The sequence below is a fragment of the Acinetobacter sp. WC-141 genome, assembly GCF_000313935.1.
In the GTDB taxonomy this organism is placed as follows: Bacteria; Pseudomonadota; Gammaproteobacteria; order Pseudomonadales; family Moraxellaceae; genus Acinetobacter.
On record NZ_AMSS01000073.1, the window covers coordinates 1 to 17,217 of the forward strand.

Annotated in this window: 17 protein-coding genes and 1 pseudogene; 12 read left to right on the plus strand and 6 right to left on the minus strand. The window is 39.4% G+C overall.

Going from position 1 to position 17,217, the window contains the following annotated elements; all coding sequences use genetic code 11:
- Positions 1–56: 56 nt before the first annotated feature.
- A complete protein-coding gene (locus tag ACINWC141_RS14590; protein WP_004994718.1) occupies positions 57–1,082 on the plus strand; it encodes an IS30-like element ISAba125 family transposase in 1,026 nt (341 codons plus the stop codon).
- 7 nt (positions 1,083–1,089) lie between these two features.
- Positions 1,090–1,836: pseudogene (locus ACINWC141_RS14595) on the plus strand (acyltransferase family protein); the annotation flags it as partial.
- Positions 1,837–1,870: 34 nt separating this feature from the next.
- On the opposite strand, the gene zigA reads toward ACINWC141_RS14595, so the two are convergent.
- From zigA to ACINWC141_RS14610, 3 genes are all read right to left on the minus strand, one after another.
- On the minus strand, positions 1,871–3,100 hold the full coding sequence (zigA, locus tag ACINWC141_RS14600; protein WP_009392375.1) for a zinc metallochaperone GTPase ZigA: 1,230 nt from the start codon (positions 3,098–3,100) through the stop codon (positions 1,871–1,873).
- A 184-nt stretch (positions 3,101–3,284) separates the two neighbouring features.
- Positions 3,285–3,962 carry a D-Ala-D-Ala carboxypeptidase ZrlA gene (zrlA, locus tag ACINWC141_RS14605; RefSeq protein WP_009392469.1) on the minus strand — a complete coding sequence of 226 codons (678 nt, stop codon included), beginning with the start codon at positions 3,960–3,962 and terminating at the stop codon, positions 3,285–3,287.
- Between the two features lie 165 nt (positions 3,963–4,127).
- Entirely contained in the window at positions 4,128–5,516 is a 1,389-nt protein-coding gene (locus tag ACINWC141_RS14610; protein WP_009392403.1) for an amino acid permease, read from the minus strand.
- Positions 5,517–5,873: 357 nt separating this feature from the next.
- Between ACINWC141_RS14610 and fahA the strand changes: the two genes are divergently transcribed.
- The 4 genes from fahA (at position 5,874) to ACINWC141_RS14630 (ending at position 9,438) form a co-directional block, all read left to right on the plus strand.
- Positions 5,874–7,181 (plus strand): fumarylacetoacetase, encoded by a 1,308-nt coding sequence (gene fahA / locus ACINWC141_RS14615; protein WP_009392427.1) that lies wholly within the window; start codon positions 5,874–5,876, stop codon positions 7,179–7,181.
- Entirely contained in the window at positions 7,168–7,800 is a 633-nt protein-coding gene (maiA, locus tag ACINWC141_RS14620) for a maleylacetoacetate isomerase (RefSeq protein ID WP_009392442.1), read from the plus strand. Before fahA ends, maiA begins: the two co-directional genes overlap by 14 nt.
- Before the next feature lie 17 nt (positions 7,801–7,817).
- Complete coding sequence (locus ACINWC141_RS14625) at positions 7,818–8,366, plus strand: VOC family protein (protein ID WP_009392377.1); 549 nt, start codon at positions 7,818–7,820, stop codon at positions 8,364–8,366.
- A gap of 292 nt (positions 8,367–8,658) precedes the next feature.
- The gene (locus ACINWC141_RS14630; RefSeq protein ID WP_005300427.1) at positions 8,659–9,438 is read left to right on the plus strand and encodes an IclR family transcriptional regulator; all 780 of its coding nucleotides are present in this window, start codon (positions 8,659–8,661) and stop codon (positions 9,436–9,438) included.
- Between the two features lie 65 nt (positions 9,439–9,503).
- Here ACINWC141_RS14630 and hppD read toward each other — a convergent pair whose 3' ends face one another.
- Positions 9,504–10,559, minus strand: coding sequence for a 4-hydroxyphenylpyruvate dioxygenase (gene hppD / locus ACINWC141_RS14635; RefSeq protein ID WP_009392376.1), 1,056 nt, complete (start codon positions 10,557–10,559; stop codon positions 9,504–9,506).
- 529 nt (positions 10,560–11,088) lie between these two features.
- Between hppD and ACINWC141_RS14640 the strand changes: the two genes are divergently transcribed.
- Complete coding sequence (locus tag ACINWC141_RS14640) at positions 11,089–11,559, plus strand: 2-thiouracil desulfurase family protein (RefSeq protein WP_009392413.1); 471 nt, start codon at positions 11,089–11,091, stop codon at positions 11,557–11,559.
- 4 nt (positions 11,560–11,563) lie between these two features.
- Here the strand turns inward: ACINWC141_RS14640 and ACINWC141_RS14645 are convergent, their stop codons facing one another.
- Both ACINWC141_RS14645 and pncA read right to left on the minus strand, forming a co-directional pair.
- Positions 11,564–12,526 carry a bile acid:sodium symporter family protein gene (locus ACINWC141_RS14645; RefSeq protein ID WP_009392474.1) on the minus strand — a complete coding sequence of 321 codons (963 nt, stop codon included), beginning with the start codon at positions 12,524–12,526 and terminating at the stop codon, positions 11,564–11,566.
- Between the two features lie 40 nt (positions 12,527–12,566).
- Complete coding sequence (gene pncA, locus ACINWC141_RS14650) at positions 12,567–13,211, minus strand: bifunctional nicotinamidase/pyrazinamidase (protein ID WP_009392459.1); 645 nt, start codon at positions 13,209–13,211, stop codon at positions 12,567–12,569.
- A gap of 329 nt (positions 13,212–13,540) precedes the next feature.
- Here pncA and dapA point away from each other — a divergent pair, with 329 nt between their 5' ends.
- The 5 genes from dapA (at position 13,541) to ACINWC141_RS14675 (ending at position 17,182) form a co-directional block, all read left to right on the plus strand.
- Entirely contained in the window at positions 13,541–14,434 is an 894-nt protein-coding gene (gene dapA / locus ACINWC141_RS14655) for a 4-hydroxy-tetrahydrodipicolinate synthase (RefSeq protein ID WP_009392466.1), read from the plus strand.
- 15 nt (positions 14,435–14,449) lie between these two features.
- A complete protein-coding gene (locus ACINWC141_RS14660) occupies positions 14,450–15,055 on the plus strand; it encodes a lipoprotein-34 precursor (NlpB) (RefSeq protein WP_081400179.1) in 606 nt (201 codons plus the stop codon).
- 36 nt (positions 15,056–15,091) lie between these two features.
- Positions 15,092–15,811, plus strand: a complete 720-nt coding sequence (purC, locus tag ACINWC141_RS14665) for a phosphoribosylaminoimidazolesuccinocarboxamide synthase (protein ID WP_009392416.1) — start codon at positions 15,092–15,094, stop codon at positions 15,809–15,811.
- A 191-nt stretch (positions 15,812–16,002) separates the two neighbouring features.
- Positions 16,003–16,206: a hypothetical protein gene (locus ACINWC141_RS14670; protein ID WP_009392451.1), complete on the plus strand. Its 204-nt coding sequence runs from the start codon at positions 16,003–16,005 to the stop codon at positions 16,204–16,206.
- A 139-nt stretch (positions 16,207–16,345) separates the two neighbouring features.
- Positions 16,346–17,182: a formate/nitrite transporter family protein gene (locus ACINWC141_RS14675; RefSeq protein WP_009392381.1), complete on the plus strand. Its 837-nt coding sequence runs from the start codon at positions 16,346–16,348 to the stop codon at positions 17,180–17,182.
- Positions 17,183–17,217 lie beyond the last annotated feature (35 nt).

The following is a 17,217-nucleotide window of genomic DNA, read 5'->3' on the forward strand; positions in this document are numbered from 1 at the left end:
ATGGCAGAGTAAAACTTGAAGTGCGACATAAACCACCTAATTAATTTAAAGGGTTTATGGAGTATATAAAATTGTCATACCATCATCTTAACTTTGAAGATCGTACTGCATTAATGCTTGAGTCAAGAAAAGAAGGCTTTTCAGCCAGAAAATTTGCTGAACTCATTAAAAGACATCCTAGTACGATCTATCGTGAGCTTAAAAGAAATAGCATCAATGACGTTTATCAAGCTCGATATGCTTCTGATAACACCTTCGCTAGACGTAGACGTGGTCACAGAAAACTCAAAATCGATTCAATCCTCTGGAAATTTATTGTTGAAGCGATCCGTTGTTTATGGTCTCCTCAGCAAATAGCAAAGCGTTTAAAGACATTTCCTGATTTGGATCAAACAATGAATGTAAGCCATACAACGATTTATTCAACGATACGAGCATTACCAAAGGGTGAGTTGAAAAAAGACTTATTATCCTGTCTGCGTCATGAAAATAAAAAGCGAAAAGCTAACGGTGAACCTAAAAAAGATTCTATATTACAGGATATTAAAACTATTCATGAGCGCCCAGCCGAAGTTCAAGAAAGAAAAATACCGGGTCATTGGGAAGCTGATTTAATTAAAGGTAAAGACAATAAAAGTTCGATAGCAACACTTATTGAACGAAATACACGGCTCTGTATCTTGGCAACATTACCTGATGCAAAGGCAGAATCAGTGCGCAAGGCTTTAACTGAAGCTCTGAAATATTTACCTGCAGAACTGCGTAAAACGTTGACCTATGACCGTGGACGCGAGATGTCAGAACATAAAATACTCGAAGAAGATTTAGGCATAGATGTATATTTCTGTGACCCACATTCACCTTGGCAAAAAGGCACATGCGAAAATATGAATGGTTTAATTAGGCAATATTTACCTAAAGGGATTGATTTAAATCAGGCAGATCAGCATTATTTAAATCAAGTTGCCATGTCACTGAATACTCGTCCTAGAAAGGCGTTAGATTGGCTTACACCATTAGAGAAATTTGCTCAGCTTGTTGATTATCATATGGCTTTTGAAACTGTCGCACCTCATGTTTGAATTCGCCGAGGTTTCCTATCCACTAACAATTTTTGCGGCTTTAACCTTCTGGATGAATATCCTGATTATTAAATTCGGTTGGGTAAACTATGCTTTGGGCGTGTTGTGGTCGCTCTCTGTAGAAGAAGTTTTTTACTTTGTTTTTCCATTATTGTGCCTATTCACGCGTAGTAATAAGGTCTTTATTGCTGTACTGATTGGAGTCATTTTATACGGACCTTATTTTAGGTCTCTCCATTTTGGAGAAGAAAGCGGCGCTTATTTATATCATTATTTTTCGAGTTTTGATGGTATAGCCATTGGCTGTTTAACTGCCATTTTCTCTCATAAATACCAGCCAAATTGGGTCTATAAAAAACCTCTTTCGTGGTTGATTATTTTGAGCATGGTCGCTCTATATTTATATGCACCAATTAAAGAAGTGAGTACTTGGGGTATCAGCTTATTTGCTCTTGCCACAGGCTTACTGATTTTGTGTTTTCAACATCCGTCAAGAACGCAAGCGCATAACTTATTTACAAAAGTGATGGTCTGGTTGGGGCAAAGAAGTTATGAAACTTATTTGTTTCATCTGGTTGTGCTGGGTCTTATGAAAGTTGCCTTTGTTCCCGCTCAAACTGAAGCGGGCATCAAAATTATGCTTTTAATTGGCTATTTGGTTCTGACCTTTATTATCAGTGCCGCGATTGAAAAATATTATTCAACACCGCTTAACAGCTACATTCGAAAGGTTTTCATTAAAGATAAATCATAAAAAAAAAGCCCCTTTAAAATAGGGGCTTTTTTAATTAAGCAATCAACATGGTTTCATCATCTTGCTTAAAAGGATTAGACCAGTTCTGCCAAGCTTGTGGACCTAAAGCCATTTCTTCATCACTTAATAAACAACGGTCTAAGCGTTCTATTAAGGCTTGCTCATCCATTTGCATACCAGTTAACACCAGCTCCTGACGTGCATCACCTGTTTGAGCGTCCCAGACCTGTTTAATTTGTTCGATGCTGTCTAAGTCACTTGGCCAGTCTTCTTCTGCAACAGCCGCCCACCAATAACCTGCTAAGCCATGCCGAGCCATCGCACCCGCTTGTGACCATGAATAAGCCAATGTCGGTTTAGCAGCCAGCCAGAAAAAGCCTTTAGAACGGACGACACCCGGCCATTCAGCCTGCACCAAATCATAAAAACGCTCTGGATGGAAAGGTCGGCGGGCCCGGTAAACAAAGCTACTGATTCCATACTCTTCGGTCTCTGGCGTATGTTCGCCGCGCAATTCTTTTAACCAACCCGGTGCTTGTGCAGCTTCATCAAAATCGAATAGCTGTGTATTTAAAATTTTATCTAAATCGATCTTTCCAAATTGAGCAATTTCAATTCGAGCACGCGGGTTTAGAGTTTTTAAAATCGCGATGAGTTGGTCTTGCTGAACCTGATCAATCAGGTCAATTTTATTCAGCACGATTACATCACAAAACTCAATCTGGTCGATGAGAAGGTCGACCACAGTTCTCTCATCTTGCTCGCCTAAAGACTCGCCCCGTTGTTGCAGTGAGTCGGCTGAACCGTAATCTTTAAGAAAATTAAAAGCATCGACTACCGTGACCATGGTGTCGAGTCGAGCAAACTCATTGAGTGAGTTTCCATCTTCATCTTCAAAGGTAAAGGTTTCTGCAACAGGTAGTGGTTCAGAAATGCCAGTCGATTCAATCACCAATTGATCAAAGCGCCCTTCATCGGCTAAACGTTTAACCTCAACCAATAAGTCTTCACGTAAAGTACAACAGATACAGCCATTACTCATTTCAACCAGCTTTTCATCTGTTCTTGAAAGCTCCGCCCCACCTTCGCGTACTAATGCCGCATCAATATTCACTTCAGACATATCATTAACAATCACGGCAATACGGCGGCCTTCACGATTATTTAAAATATGGTTGAGTAATGTGGTCTTTCCTGCACCCAAAAAGCCCGATAAAACAGTAACGGGAAGCTTGGCAAATGAGTTGGCGATTGCAGTGCGCATGGCTTGATCTCTTTGAATAATATTTAAACTGATCTTTACTGACCATTTAAGTAAGGCCAGATCACAGGCGTAATCTATTTCTAAACCACAACAATGTTATGTTATAACATAATTATTGATCAAGTTTTTATTCCAGTTTTATTTAAGCCAATTCACTTAGTCTTTGAAAAAATTGCTTTTATAGTTACTGACAAATTGAAGTTTTGTAGTGATGGTCAGGTCCCCAAGCTCTAAAACCTTGGCTATCAATATGAATTTGTCCCGAAGCATAAACACCTAGCCCCATATTAAGTGCTTGGCCCTTGGTTTCCCAGAACTGACAAAGTTTAGTTTTGGTTTGTTGAATATTGAATTGGTCTAAGTCACTTGGCTGTTCTGGTCCAATTCGAAAATCAAGCGCTGCATTAAAGACATGTCGAGAAGCATCAGCCCCACCCGCACAACGGTTTAAAGATAAAGCTCGATAGGCCGATGTCACTTCAAAATCGTTAATCACACCATCATCAACTAATGCTTTTAAAATGCTAAGCGTCGGAACGATATTGGACCAAATCTCGCGTGGGGGCACTGCATAGGGCTCAACTCCACATTTTTGCCAATCGCGAGCCGAGCGTAATAACTCATGGTCTGGAACTAAATTGGCAAGCCCTTTTTGCTTAAGAAATTGCTTATAAGCTTGTACAGACTGTCCGTGATCTGCGGTTGCAATCCAAGCCACATAATCTTCAGGTTGTTGTTTTATCCTGACCACTGTTTTTTTAGGCTGCGGCAAAGTGTGGGTGTGTAGAGGAGTTGTTGGCTTGGGCGTTTGAGTACTACACGCTGTAAGAGATAATAAAATTAAACCTAAATAACGTTTCATAAATATGCTCTATCTTCGCCAAAAATGGGAAGACTGCTCATCATTAAATTGAAGAAATGTTATATTATAACAATAATAAAATCTTTTAATTTCTGTTGTTAAATTTTAAAAATAAAAAAGGACGCATGAGATACGTCCTTTTTATAACTAAAACTTACGCTGTTATTAAATATCTGCTTCTACAGCAGTTAAAGACTGCTCAGCTTTTAGTTTTCGACGTTTAAATTGATAAGCCACCATCAAACACAAGATCCAGCCAGGAATCATCATCACCGCAACACGCATATCTGGTGTTAAAGACATCACAATTAAAATGCCCAACATAAATACGATGCATAGATAGTTGCTAAATGGATACATAAAGCTTGGGAACTTAGTGGTTTGACCTTGGTTTTTCATATATTTACGGAATTTTAAATGTGTCCATGAAATCACCACCCAGTTAATCACAATCGCTGCAACTACCAGCATCATGAGCAACCCAAAAGCTTTTTCAGGGAAAATGTAATTTAACAATACACATAAAATAGTCACCGCAGCAGACAGGATCACTGCATTGGTTGGAATACCCCGTTTATTAATGTGTGCAAATACTTTTGGTGCATTACCTTGTTGTGCAAGGCCCAATAGCATACGACTACTGCAATAACTTGTACCGTTATAAACTGAAACCGCAGCAGTCAAAATCACAAAGTTCAATAACGTTGCAATTCCTTGGCTGTCTAAAGAAGCAAATACCATCACAAATGGACTGCCGCCTTCTGCCATCTGGTTCCACGGGAATAACGAGAATAGAACAAACAGTGTCGCAATATAGAAAATCAAAATACGGTAAATAATTTGATTCACAGCTTTAGGTAAAGTTTTATCAGGATCACGTGCTTCAGCCGCCGTAATACCAAAAAGCTCAATACCACCAAAAGCAAAAATAATGACTGCCATTGCCATTACTAAGCCTTCAACACCAAATGGGAAAAAGCCACCGAGTGCCCAAAGGTTTGAAATGCTTGCTTGTGGTCCCGCTGTACCTGTTGCAAGTAAATATGAACCAAAACCAATCATTGCCAGAATCGCCAAGATTTTGACAATAGAAAACCAAAATTCCATTTCGCCAAAAAACTTAACGTGTAGCAGATTAATGCCATTAATTAAGACAAAGAAGGTTAAAGCAGATGCCCACGTTGGGATTTGCGGCCACCAATATTGAATGTAAAGACCAATTGCGCTTAGTTCTGCCATACAGACGAGAACATTGAGTACCCAGTAATTCCAACCAGACATGAACCCTGCAAATGGTCCCCAATATTTGTAGGCAAAATGACTAAAAGAACCACTGACTGGCTCTTCAACCACCATTTCACCAAGCTGACGCATCATTAAAAAAGCAATAAATCCTGCAATTGCATAGCCAAGGATGACCGATGGACCTGCTAATTTAATCGATTGTGATATACCAAGAAAAAGCCCTGTGCCAATCGCCCCACCCAATGCAATAAGTTGGATGTGCCGATTACTCAAACCATGTTTCAGGTTTCCTTGCTCTTGTGCTGACATATGATTATTCTCATCCGTGTCACGTAATTTTTTTCCAATAAATTACGTATATCATAAATTGATCAAACTTTCATAGAGATTGATGAAAAAATAATTGCGTGACTTTTCTCATGACCGCGAATGAAAACAGAAAATACAAGAAATGACAATTATTATGAAATGTGTAATTAAATTATGTATTGCGTAATTTGATGAATTCAGTATTATAGAGACATGAAGCAATTGGTTGTGCTCGGTCTATATCAAACTCATAAGACAAAAGATGATCTAAGCAAAGGTTAAAAACTTATTGAGTAGCTCAGTCCTAGGCCGAACTTTTATTTGTATAAGACCCGAGATAAAGACAAGGACGCGAAAATGGAACAAAAACTTAACTCTTTTATTGAAGTTTCACCTCAATCAGATTTCACAATTCATAATTTACCTTATGGTATTTTTAGTAGAACTGCCGATGGCGAACGCCAAGTCGGTGTAGCTATTGGCGATTGGGTACTCGATCTCGCAGCTCTTGAAAAACATGGTCTTTTAAAACTTTCAGAACAAGACACATATTTTAATCAGCTGACACTGAATAAATTTATCGAGTCTGGCAAAGCCAACTGGTCAAAAGTTCGTAAGACACTTCAGTCTCTTCTCTCGGTTGATAATTTAACGCTGCAAGAAAATGAAGCATTGCGCCAAGAAGTTTTGGTTAAGCAAGACAGCGTAACTTTGCATTTACCCCTTCAAGTCCCTGGCTATACCGATTTCTATTCGTCTAAAGAGCATGCGACCAATGTAGGCTGTATGTTCCGCGATCCTAAAAATGCTTTACTGCCAAACTGGACTGAATTGCCTGTCGGCTATAACGGTCGTGCTAGCTCTGTTGTCGTGAGTGGCACTCAAGTTGTGCGTCCATCTGGACAAATTAAACTTCCAAATGAAGAGCGCCCAGTTTTTTCTGCATCGCGTAAACTCGATTTTGAACTTGAAACAGCATTTGTTATTGGTAAACCAACAGAGCTTGGCCAGCCGATCTCGATTGAAAATGCGTGGGACCATATTTTTGGAATGGTATTACTCAATGACTGGTCAGCACGCGATATCCAGCAATGGGAATATGTGCCTTTAGGTCCTTTCAATTCAAAATCCTTTGCCAGTGCCATTTCACCGTGGGTGGTAACGCTTGAAGCACTTGAGCCATTTAAAGTGGAAGGCCCAAAACAAGAGCCTAAACCTTTAGCTTATTTACAAGAAAATATCGCCAACAGTTACGACATTAATTTGAGTGTTGAAATTCAAAGCCCGAAATCGGCGCAAAGCGACGTGATCTGCAAAACCAATTTCAAATATATGTATTGGTCTATGTCTCAACAGCTCACTCACCACACCATTGGAGGCTGTAACGTTCAAGTTGGTGATTTAATGGGTTCAGGTACGATTTCAGGTTCTACACCAGATTCATATGGCAGTTTGCTTGAGCTTACATGGAACACCACTAAACCTCTGACACTTTCTAACGGCGAAACTCGTGGTTTCTTGCAAGACGGCGATACACTCATTATGAAAGGCCACTGTGAGAAAAATGGTATTCGCATTGGCTTCGGTGAAGTTCGAAATACGGTTATTCCTGCATTAACGTTCGACTTTGCAGAAACTTCGGAGCCAGACTATGAAGCTGTATAGTTACTTTCGTAGCTCTGCAGCCTACAGAGTACGGATTGGTCTAAATATTAAAGGTTTAGCTTATGAGACTGTTCCAGTTCATCTGGTAAAAAATGAACAGCAAAGCGAAGACTATTTAAAGTTAAACCGCAGTGCTCTGGTTCCGACATTAATTGACGGCGATTTAACCTTGTCACAATCTTTAAGTATTTTGGAATATCTGGAAGAACAATATCCAGAAACCAAATTACTTCCAAGCGATGTGCAAGAGAGAGCCAAAATCCGTGCCTTTGCTCAGGCAATCGCTTGCGATATTCACCCGTTAAACAATCTGCGTGTTCTGAAATATTTAAAAAATGATTTAAACGTTTCAGATGAACAGAAAAATTATTGGTATCAACACTGGATTATTGAAGGCTTACAAAATCTCGAACAGCTACTTCAAAATTCAAACGGACAATTTTGCTTTGGACACGACGCAACAATTGCCGATTGCTGTCTGATTCCACAGGTTTACAACGCGAAACGCTTCAAGATTGACTTATCTGCGTTTCCAAAAATTGAATCGATTTATCACCATTGTTTGTCTATCCCAGCCTTCTATAACGCGGCACCAGAACAACAACCAGATTGGGAATAGTAAAAAGGAGTTTTAATATGACATTTGCCATTAAAAAAATACATCACGTTGCATATCGTTGTAAGGATGCGAAAGAAACTGTTGAGTGGTATAAAAAAATGCTCAACATGGACTTTATTTTAGCCTTTGCTGAAGACCATGTGCCTTCAACTAAAGCCTTTGACCCATACATGCATTTATTCTTAGATGCAGGTCAAGGCAACGTTTTGGCTTTCTTTGAATTGCCGACTCAACCAGACATGGGCCGAGATGAAAATACCCCGCAATGGGTACAACATATTGCTTTTGAAGTCGAAGATTTAAATGCTTTGATGGCTGCGAAGCAACATTTAGAAGAAAATGGCGTGAAAGTTTTGGGCGTAACCAATCATGGTATTTTCCACTCAATTTACTTCTTCGACCCAAATGGCCATCGTTTAGAACTGACTTATAACGATGCACATGCTGAAGAAAAAATTGCAAAAATTACTGAAGAAATGAAAACTGAAATGCTAGAGGAATGGAGCAAAACCAAACGTGCTCCGCACCACACTCATTTCTTACATGAAGCAGAGTTAGGAACCTAATTTAAAAAGGGTCAACTAAAAAGTCGGCATTGATTAGAATTGTTAAAAACAGCTCTATATCAATGCCGATTTATATTATGCAAAACTGCTAAATTTTTAGAAAATTACGCTATAAATGAGAGCATCGTGATTTTAGAAAAATGTTGATTATTAAACATGTCAATTTCGCTAATAGAAAAAGGTGATTTCTATTTTTCACTAGGCTCAGGCATGATGTAAAACGCAGCAATTTCAATTTATGTTTTGAACATCACTGTTTAACAGCTGAAGTAACTTTATTAAGGGTATTTAAATGATTGAAGAAAAAGTATCTGGGGGGGTTCAATCACTTGAAGTCGGTTTATCTGTACTAAACGCCCTTTTAGAGCACAATCAACCTATTATTCTCAAAGACCTGTCTAGTAAACTAGAAATGCATCCTGCCAAAGTGCATCGCTATCTGGTCAGCCTAATACGCATGGAATATGCAAAACAGCTTGATGATGGGCAATACGCTTTGGGTGATCAGGCATGGCGCTTAGGTCTAAACTGTGTTCAACATAGCGACACATTACAGCTGGTACAGCATTTAATTTACGACCTACAAAACAAAATTGGTTGCGGCATACAAATTAGTAAATGGTCGCCGAAAGGCCCTGTGGTTGTTCAATCGATTGAATCGAACCACCCTATTTCGATTGTCACTAAAGTCGGCTCAATTATGCCTTTAGTCAATTCTGCTGCGGGACGTTTATTTGCTTCTTATCTTCCAGAGCATTTTGTTCGCCCCTTAATGGAAACAGAATGGCAAAAGCATCAAGAGCTTGGTCTAAACATCGCACCACAAAACTGGGAAGCGTTTACAGAGCTCAAAGAAACCATTCGCCAGCAAGAAATGTCGGCAGCGAAAGGTGACTTACTGACAGGAATTAATGCAGTGGGTTTACCTGTGTTTAACTCAAACCAGAGCATTGAGTTTTGTATTGTCGCATTGGACAGTGAAATGTTTTTGCCAGTCGACCCTCACAGTAAAACGATTGAAATCTTGAAAAATGAAGTGAAGCTCATCAATCAATATATTAAAAGTCGCTAATCAACAGCCATAAAAAACCAAGAGATCAAACTCTTGGTTTTTTTAGATCAGGAATAAAGCTCGGCTTATTTAGTTTCTAAAACACCACGGCGGATCTGGTCACGTTCAATCGACTCAAATAATGCCTTGAAGTTACCTTCACCAAAACCATCATCATCTTTACGTTGAATAAATTCAAAGAAGACTGGACCAATCATGTTTTCAGAGAAAATTTGCAATAACAGTTTCTTCTGACCATCTTTAGTATTACCGTCTAGCAAAATACCGCGCTGTTTTAACTCTTCAGTCGGTTCACCATGCTCAGGTAAACGCTCTGGTAGCATTTCATAATACGTATTTGGTGGCGGTGTCATAAATTTCAGACCGAGGGCTTTTAATTTATCCCAAGTCGAAATTAAGTCATCACAAATAAACGCGATATGTTGAATACCTTCGCCATTAAAGTCAGATAGGAACTCTGCAATTTGGCCGTTTCCTTTGTCCGAATCTTCGTTTAACGGAATACGGATCTTACCGTCTGGCGCTGTTAATGCTTTAGACGTTAAGCCAGTATATTCACCTTTAATATCAAAGTAGCGAATTTCTTGGAAGTTAAAGATTTTTTCGTAGAAGTTTGCCCAATACTCCATACGACCTTTGTAGACATTATGAGTTAAATGGTCAATTTCGTTTAAGCCGGCACCCACTGGATGTCTTTTCGCGTCATCAAAGAACACAAAGTCATTTTCATAAATATCGCGGTCAACTAAAAAGATTGGCATGCCACCAATACCTTTAATTGCCGGAATGTTGAGCTCCATTGGCCCAACTTTTGAATACATTGGTTCAGCACCAAGCTCTACCGCTTTTTGGAAAGCTTTTGCTGCATCACGTGTTTTAAAGCCCATTGCACAAGCAGATGGACCATGTTCATTAAAGAAGAATGAAGCATAAGATTCTGGCTGATAATTCAGGATAATATTGATATTTCCTTGACGCCATAAGTACGCTTCTTTCGATCTATGCTTGGCTACTTTTGAAAAGCCGATTGTTTCAAAAACTGGATCTAATTCATTTTCTTTTGAAACAAACTCAATAAATGCAAAACCGCATAATTCTAATGGGTTCTCTAAAATATCCATCTAGTTTCCCTCTGGTGATTACCTGTTCCGTTTATCTCTATTGCTGATGAACTCAGCTCCTTTCTCTATAGAATACGTCGTCATTGGGTGAGACTTTGAACCGTCAAAATGCCTTAACCCAACGCATCCTATGAGAAAAAAACGAGTCACTAAAATGAAGTTATGATGAGCGTGGAGCCTTTGATGATGAATTCCCGTTCCATGTGGTGTTTATTTTCCATACACATTGTCCTTTCTTATCTAAAAGTACGATTGAGATTTTTCACTAAACCCTTAAAAATCGTCTTTTCCTAAAAATCATTTATAGATTTATGGAGACCAACATCCTTGTTGGATCTCCAATGGCCATTTACCTTGAATTAGATGCTACTAAAAACTATTAAATTATGCAATACATAACTTAATTATGAATTGCATAATTTTGGTAATCTTTTAATTTGTCTGTTTTTAAAATGAATTGTCATATTTCATATTCTGTTTATGATTCTTTTATCTACAAAAATCTCTCTTGCTTTGAGTTTGGAAAACTATGCTTTTAGTCAGCGCATGTTTAATTGGTGAACCTGTTCGATATGACGGTAAATCCTGTCCAAATACTTTACTAAAGCAGCTATTAATCAATAAAAAAGTCCATGCACTTTGTCCAGAGTTGTTAGGTGGTTTTACTACTCCACGCTTACCCGCAGAAATTATGGGAGGAACAGGTCAAGAGGTACTTGATGGCAAGGCAAAAATTACCGATTCATCCGGTTTAGATGTGACAGACTTATATTTAAAAGGTGCTTACCGCACTCTAGAAATTGCACAGCAAATAAAAGCAAGCTGCGTCGTCTTAAAAGAAAATAGTCCGTCTTGTGGTAGTCAAAAAATTTATAACGGTACTTTTCAAGGTGAAAAAATTGTGGGAACTGGTATCACCACGGCACTTTTACAGCGCCATGGTTTTAAAGTAATTTCTGAAAATGAAATTGAAGATTGGTTAGCAACCAACCCTCTTTAAAAAATTACTCAACTTTGCTTTTAGTGGTTTCATTTTCATCTTTACGACTTGCCCAATAAGTCGCAAGTGCAGGACCAGAAATATTATGCCAAAGACTAAAAATGGCACTTGGTACTGCTGTAATAGGCGACGCTGCAAAATGTACTGCTGCAAGCGCAACACCTAAGCCTGAGTTTTGCATTCCCACCTCAACAGCAATTGCCTTACTGTCTGCATAAGGCAATTTAAAGAAACGCGCTGCTGTAAAGCCTAACAAATATCCCAATCCATTATGTAAGATCACTACGGCTAAAATGAGTAAGCCCGACTGTAGAATAGCGGCTTTGCTGCCACCAATAATGGCTGCAACAATCGCTACAATTGCGATGACTGAAACTAAAGGCATAACTTGAATGTAAGATTCGACCTGACGCTTGAGCCATATTCTTAAAATCAGGCCAATCACAATGGGAAGCAAAACCACCTGCAAAATCGAAATAAACATCGAAGCTGCATCAATCTTTAACCATTGGCTAGCAAGCAGGTAGAAAATCGCTGGTGTTAATACTGGTGCTAAAAGCGTTGATACCGATGTACAAGCCACAGATAAAGCCACATTGCCTTTGGCCATATAGGTAATCACGTTTGAAGCTGTTCCACCTGGACAGCACCCCACTAAAATGACACCAACCGCAATTTCGGGAGGCAAATTAAATAACTTACATAAGATAAATGCTAAACCTGGCATCACCACAAACTGCGCCACTACCCCAATCAACACCGCTTTAGGGCTCTGTAATACTCCTTTAAAGTCATCAACGGTCATGGTCATTCCCATGCCAAGCATAATAATGCCCAAAATCCATGGAATATAAGCTTTAAGCCAAACAAAAAATTCAGGCTGCCATAGCGCTAGTGCTGCAAAAACAATGACCCATAGGGCAAAGGTTTTTTGAATAAATTGGGTAAAGCGCAGTAATGCAGACATACTTTCTATCCCTAAAAATTAAAATACTAGACCAATAGACTTAGCGGTCACCCAACAGATCCATAGATTGAATACGAACAATTCCTTGTTGCTGCATGGTTTGCCATGCTTGTTCTAACGAACCATTCAAATCAATAGCTTTACAAGCATCTTCAACCACTAAAGTTTTAAAACCTTGTTTAACTGCATCTAAGGCAGTCCATGCTACGCAAAAGTCCGTAGCAATCCCCACCACATACACCGTATCAATGCCACGCTCTTTTAAGTAGCCCGTTAAACCCGTCATTGTGGACTGATCTGCTTCCATAAAAGCCGAATAACTATCAATATGAGCATGAAAACCCTTCCGAATAATGAGTTGAGCTTTCGGAATGTTTAAATCTGGATGGAACTCGGCATCTTGAGTGCCTTGTACGCAATGTTTAGGCCAGAGCACCTGCGGCCCATAGTCCAGTTCAATGCTTTCAAATGGCTGTTTGCCCGAGTGGTTTTGTGCAAAAGAGATATGATTATCCGGATGCCAATCTTGCGTCAGAACGACATTTTCAAAACAATCAACAATTTGGTTAATCGTTGGAATAATTGTATCAGCATCGGCAACTGCTAAATTTCCACCCGGTGTAAAACCATTTTGTACATCAACTACGATTAAAACCGCATTTTGTGGTTGTTTATTCATTTTCATGTCATCTTCAATCCCAACCGGGAAAATTGCATTCTATCTTGCCATAAAAAAAGCCCATATGAAGTAAGGCTCAGTTGAATCAAGCTGTATTGTTATATTTACTCCCCTTCTCACCCCTACAATAACGACAACATCCTATCTTTTCCTCAAGTTTACATCGCGATTATCTGTTAGGCGTATTGTTCTTATGCGTCTGATCAGTCATAATTTGCATAATTGTCATTCAACAATCTGTTATTGTTAGAACTGGACAATCAAAATACTGCAACCATCCCACATTTTGTTTTTCTTACCTCAGATTCGGATGGATAAATAGGATATTTTTAAAAATGACTCAGCAAGCACAGACCATTCAAGGCTCAATCGTCGCAATCGTCACTCCAATGTTGAAAGACGGCGGTGTAGATTGGAAGGGTCTTGAGAAGCTGGTTGAGTGGCACATAGAACAAGGTACAAACAGTATTGTAGCCGTCGGTACAACCGGCGAAGCCTCAACATTGAGCATGGAAGAGCACACACAGGTTATTAAAGAAATTATTCGTGTAGCCAATAAACGTATTCCAATTATTGCCGGTACTGGTGCAAACTCAACCCGTGAAGCAATCGAATTAACTAAAGCTGCTAAAGAGCTTGGCGCAGATGCAGCCTTACTTGTTACGCCATATTATAATAAGCCAACTCAAGAAGGCCTCTACCAACACTATAAAGCGATTGCTGAAGCCGTAGAATTACCTCTTGTTCTTTATAACGTACCAGGCCGTACTGGTGTAGATCTTGCAAACGACACCGCTGTACGTTTAGCAGAGATCCCTAATATTGTTGGTATTAAGGATGCAACAGGTGACGTACCTCGTGGTAAAGCTTTAATCGAAGCTTTAAATGGCAAAATGGCTGTCTATTCAGGTGATGATGAGACTGCATGGGAACTTATGCTTCTTGGTGCAGACGGTAATATCTCGGTTACAGCAAATGTTGCCCCTAAAGCAATGAGTGAAGTATGCGCTGTTGCAATTGCCAAAGATGAACAACAAGCGAAGACGATTAACAATAAGATTGCAAATTTACACAATATTCTATTTTGCGAATCAAACCCAATTCCTGTGAAATGGGCACTACATGAGATGGGACTGATTGATACTGGTATTCGTTTACCACTCACTCCTCTCGCTGAGCAATATCGCGAACCTCTCCGCAATGCCCTAAAAGATGCGGGAATTATTTAATAAGAGCAATTTATGATGCAATTACGTCTTGGTTTAGTCCTTGCAGTTTCAGCCTTAAGTTTAGTTGGTTGTGGTCGCTTCGCAATTAATAATCATTCTTTAGATTATAAAAATGCCAAGCAACTTGCCCCGCTTGAGTATCCTGCCGATGCAACTGTACGACCAGCGACACCTTTGTATCCTGCACCAACTGTTGACCAGCTCGCTATCGAGCACGCGCCGAAGTTTGAAAACCAGCGTGGTAACCGTTTTGCATTGCCACGTCCTGAACAAACACAGGGCGGCAATGCAACAGCAGATGCATCTGCTCAAACGACAACTGCGCTTGGACGCCCTCAGCTTGTGACCGACGGTAATAAAAACCCATTATTAAAAGTTGATGGGAATACAACCGAGATCTGGCAATACACCAAAGCAACCCTAAGCACTTTAAATTACAACATCATCGCCCAAGGCAGTAATCAGGCGACGATTAAAGTAAATGACAATACTTATGTGCTTAAACTTACTGGTGTAGGTTCAAGTCATACTCTTGCTCTATTTAATGTAGACAACACTTTTGCAAGCCCAGATGTGGCTGCTGAAGTGTTAAACCAGATTTACCAAAATTGGCCAGCCTAGCCGTTTACTAGGCATTTTTTTTAAAAAGGTTCCCTCATGTTAAAACAAACCTTGCTCTATACTGGTAAAGCAAAATCTGTATATGAAACAGACAATGCCGACCATCTGATTTTAGTCTTTCGTGATGATGCCTCTGCGTTCAACGGCGAAAAAATCGAACAACTAGATCGTAAAGGCAAGGTGAACAACCGTTTTAACGCCTTCATCATGGAAAAACTTGCTGCGGCGGGTATTGAAACGCATTTTGAAAAATTGCTTTCTCCAACTGAAGTGCTTGTTAAAAAACTTCAAATGATTCCAGTTGAATGTGTAATCCGTAACTACGCAGCTGGTTCTCTATGCCGTCGCTTAGGTGTAGAAGAAGGTAAAGAGTTAACTCCTCCTACATTTGAATTGTTCTATAAAGATGACGGTTTAGGCGACCCGATGGTTAACGAATCTCAAGCGATTGCTTTAGGTTGGGCGACTGCTGAACAATTAGAGCAAATGAAAGTGTTAACTTACCAAGTAAACGATGTATTAAAAGCATTATTTGCTGAAGGCAACATGATCTTGGTGGACTTCAAGCTTGAATTCGGTGTTTTCCATGACCGTATCGTGCTTGGTGATGAATTCTCTCCAGACGGCTGCCGTCTATGGGATAAAGACTCTAAGAAGAAACTCGACAAAGACCGTTTCCGTCAAGGTTTAGGCGGTGTTGTTGAAGCTTATGAAGAAGTTGCTGCTCGTTTAGGCGTAGATTTATCTGACATCTAATCGTTCAAACTTCATAAAAAACCGGGCTTTAGCCCGGTTTTTTTACATTAGGTACTTTAGAAAATAAATAATGTAGACAGATTTGTCTATTAAAATAAATTATCACTTGCACAAATTCAATTTAAAACACTAAAATCAAAAAAAACATTAAGTACTTCACAATAATTAAATTTCAAAACTAGGATAAAGCTATGGAAATATCTAAGCTTGAAAAGAGATTAATGAATCATCCAATCCATTTTGGTGAAAATCCTGTAGTCTTATTAACCAACTTTAGCAGTTCTGCCTTAAAACAAGGCTGGAGTCAGGCAGAGGTTGAATCCGTTATTGCTAAAGCCTCTCAAGGCGACTATATGGCACTTATCCGTACCTTGAGAGCTTATACATTCTTTTAAATTTATTACTGTCGCCTCATTCAATTTATAAAAAGACACATAAAGCTGTTAGGAATCGACTAGATTTATCTCAAATACTGTCTTAACAATAAATAAAAACTAGAAATATAAAATATTTATTCAGTAAGGAGTAAATCTGATGGATCATGAAATAGAGGAAAAAAAGGTCGATCAAACCTTAAGCTGGCGTGAAAAAATGGCAGTAGAAGAACATGAGAAGCTGTCACCCCGACTGGTCTATGAAATTATCCGCCGTGATGGTGCTGAGGAACTAGACCGCCCGACAGCTGCACTGATCTTTTCCGGAATAGCAGCAGGTTTGGTCATCAGTTTTTCATTTGTATTTAAAGCGATTATTGCTTCTTATCTTCCGGCTGATGCAATCTGGACCGATTTAATCACCAATATTGGTTATACCATTGGCTTCCTGATCGCTATTTTAGGCCACATGCAACTCTTTACCGAGAATACCATCACCACAGTTGTACCTTTATTCAAGCCATTTACTCTCGATAAATTACGAGCGGTGGGCCGATTATGGGGGATTGTGATTCTATGCAACATCATTGGAACAGCTTTGGCGAGTTTATTTTTCCTCACTACTCACCTGTTTACTCCAGATATCGACAAGGCACTAGATGAACTCGCCCTTCATGTGGGTTCCTTTTCTGCCACCCAAAATCTGCTCAAAGGTATTATGTCAGGGCTGTTAATTGCTGCATTGGTCTGGATGTTGCCCTCTGTCAGTAATAAATTTCTGCTCATCTTTTTCATGACCTATTTGATAGGACTAGGTGACTTTACCCATGTAGTGGTCGGTTCTACAGAAATGTCCTATCTGGTCTGGCAAGGAGAAGCTTCCATTAATGACTATCTATTTACTTTTCTAGTCCCCACTACCATTGGCAACATTGTGGGTGGTACAGGCGTGTTTACGCTGCTGATCTATGGTCAGGTAACTGAAGAATTGGAATAGCTACTGACTGCTATATGCAGCCTGATGCAATCAAT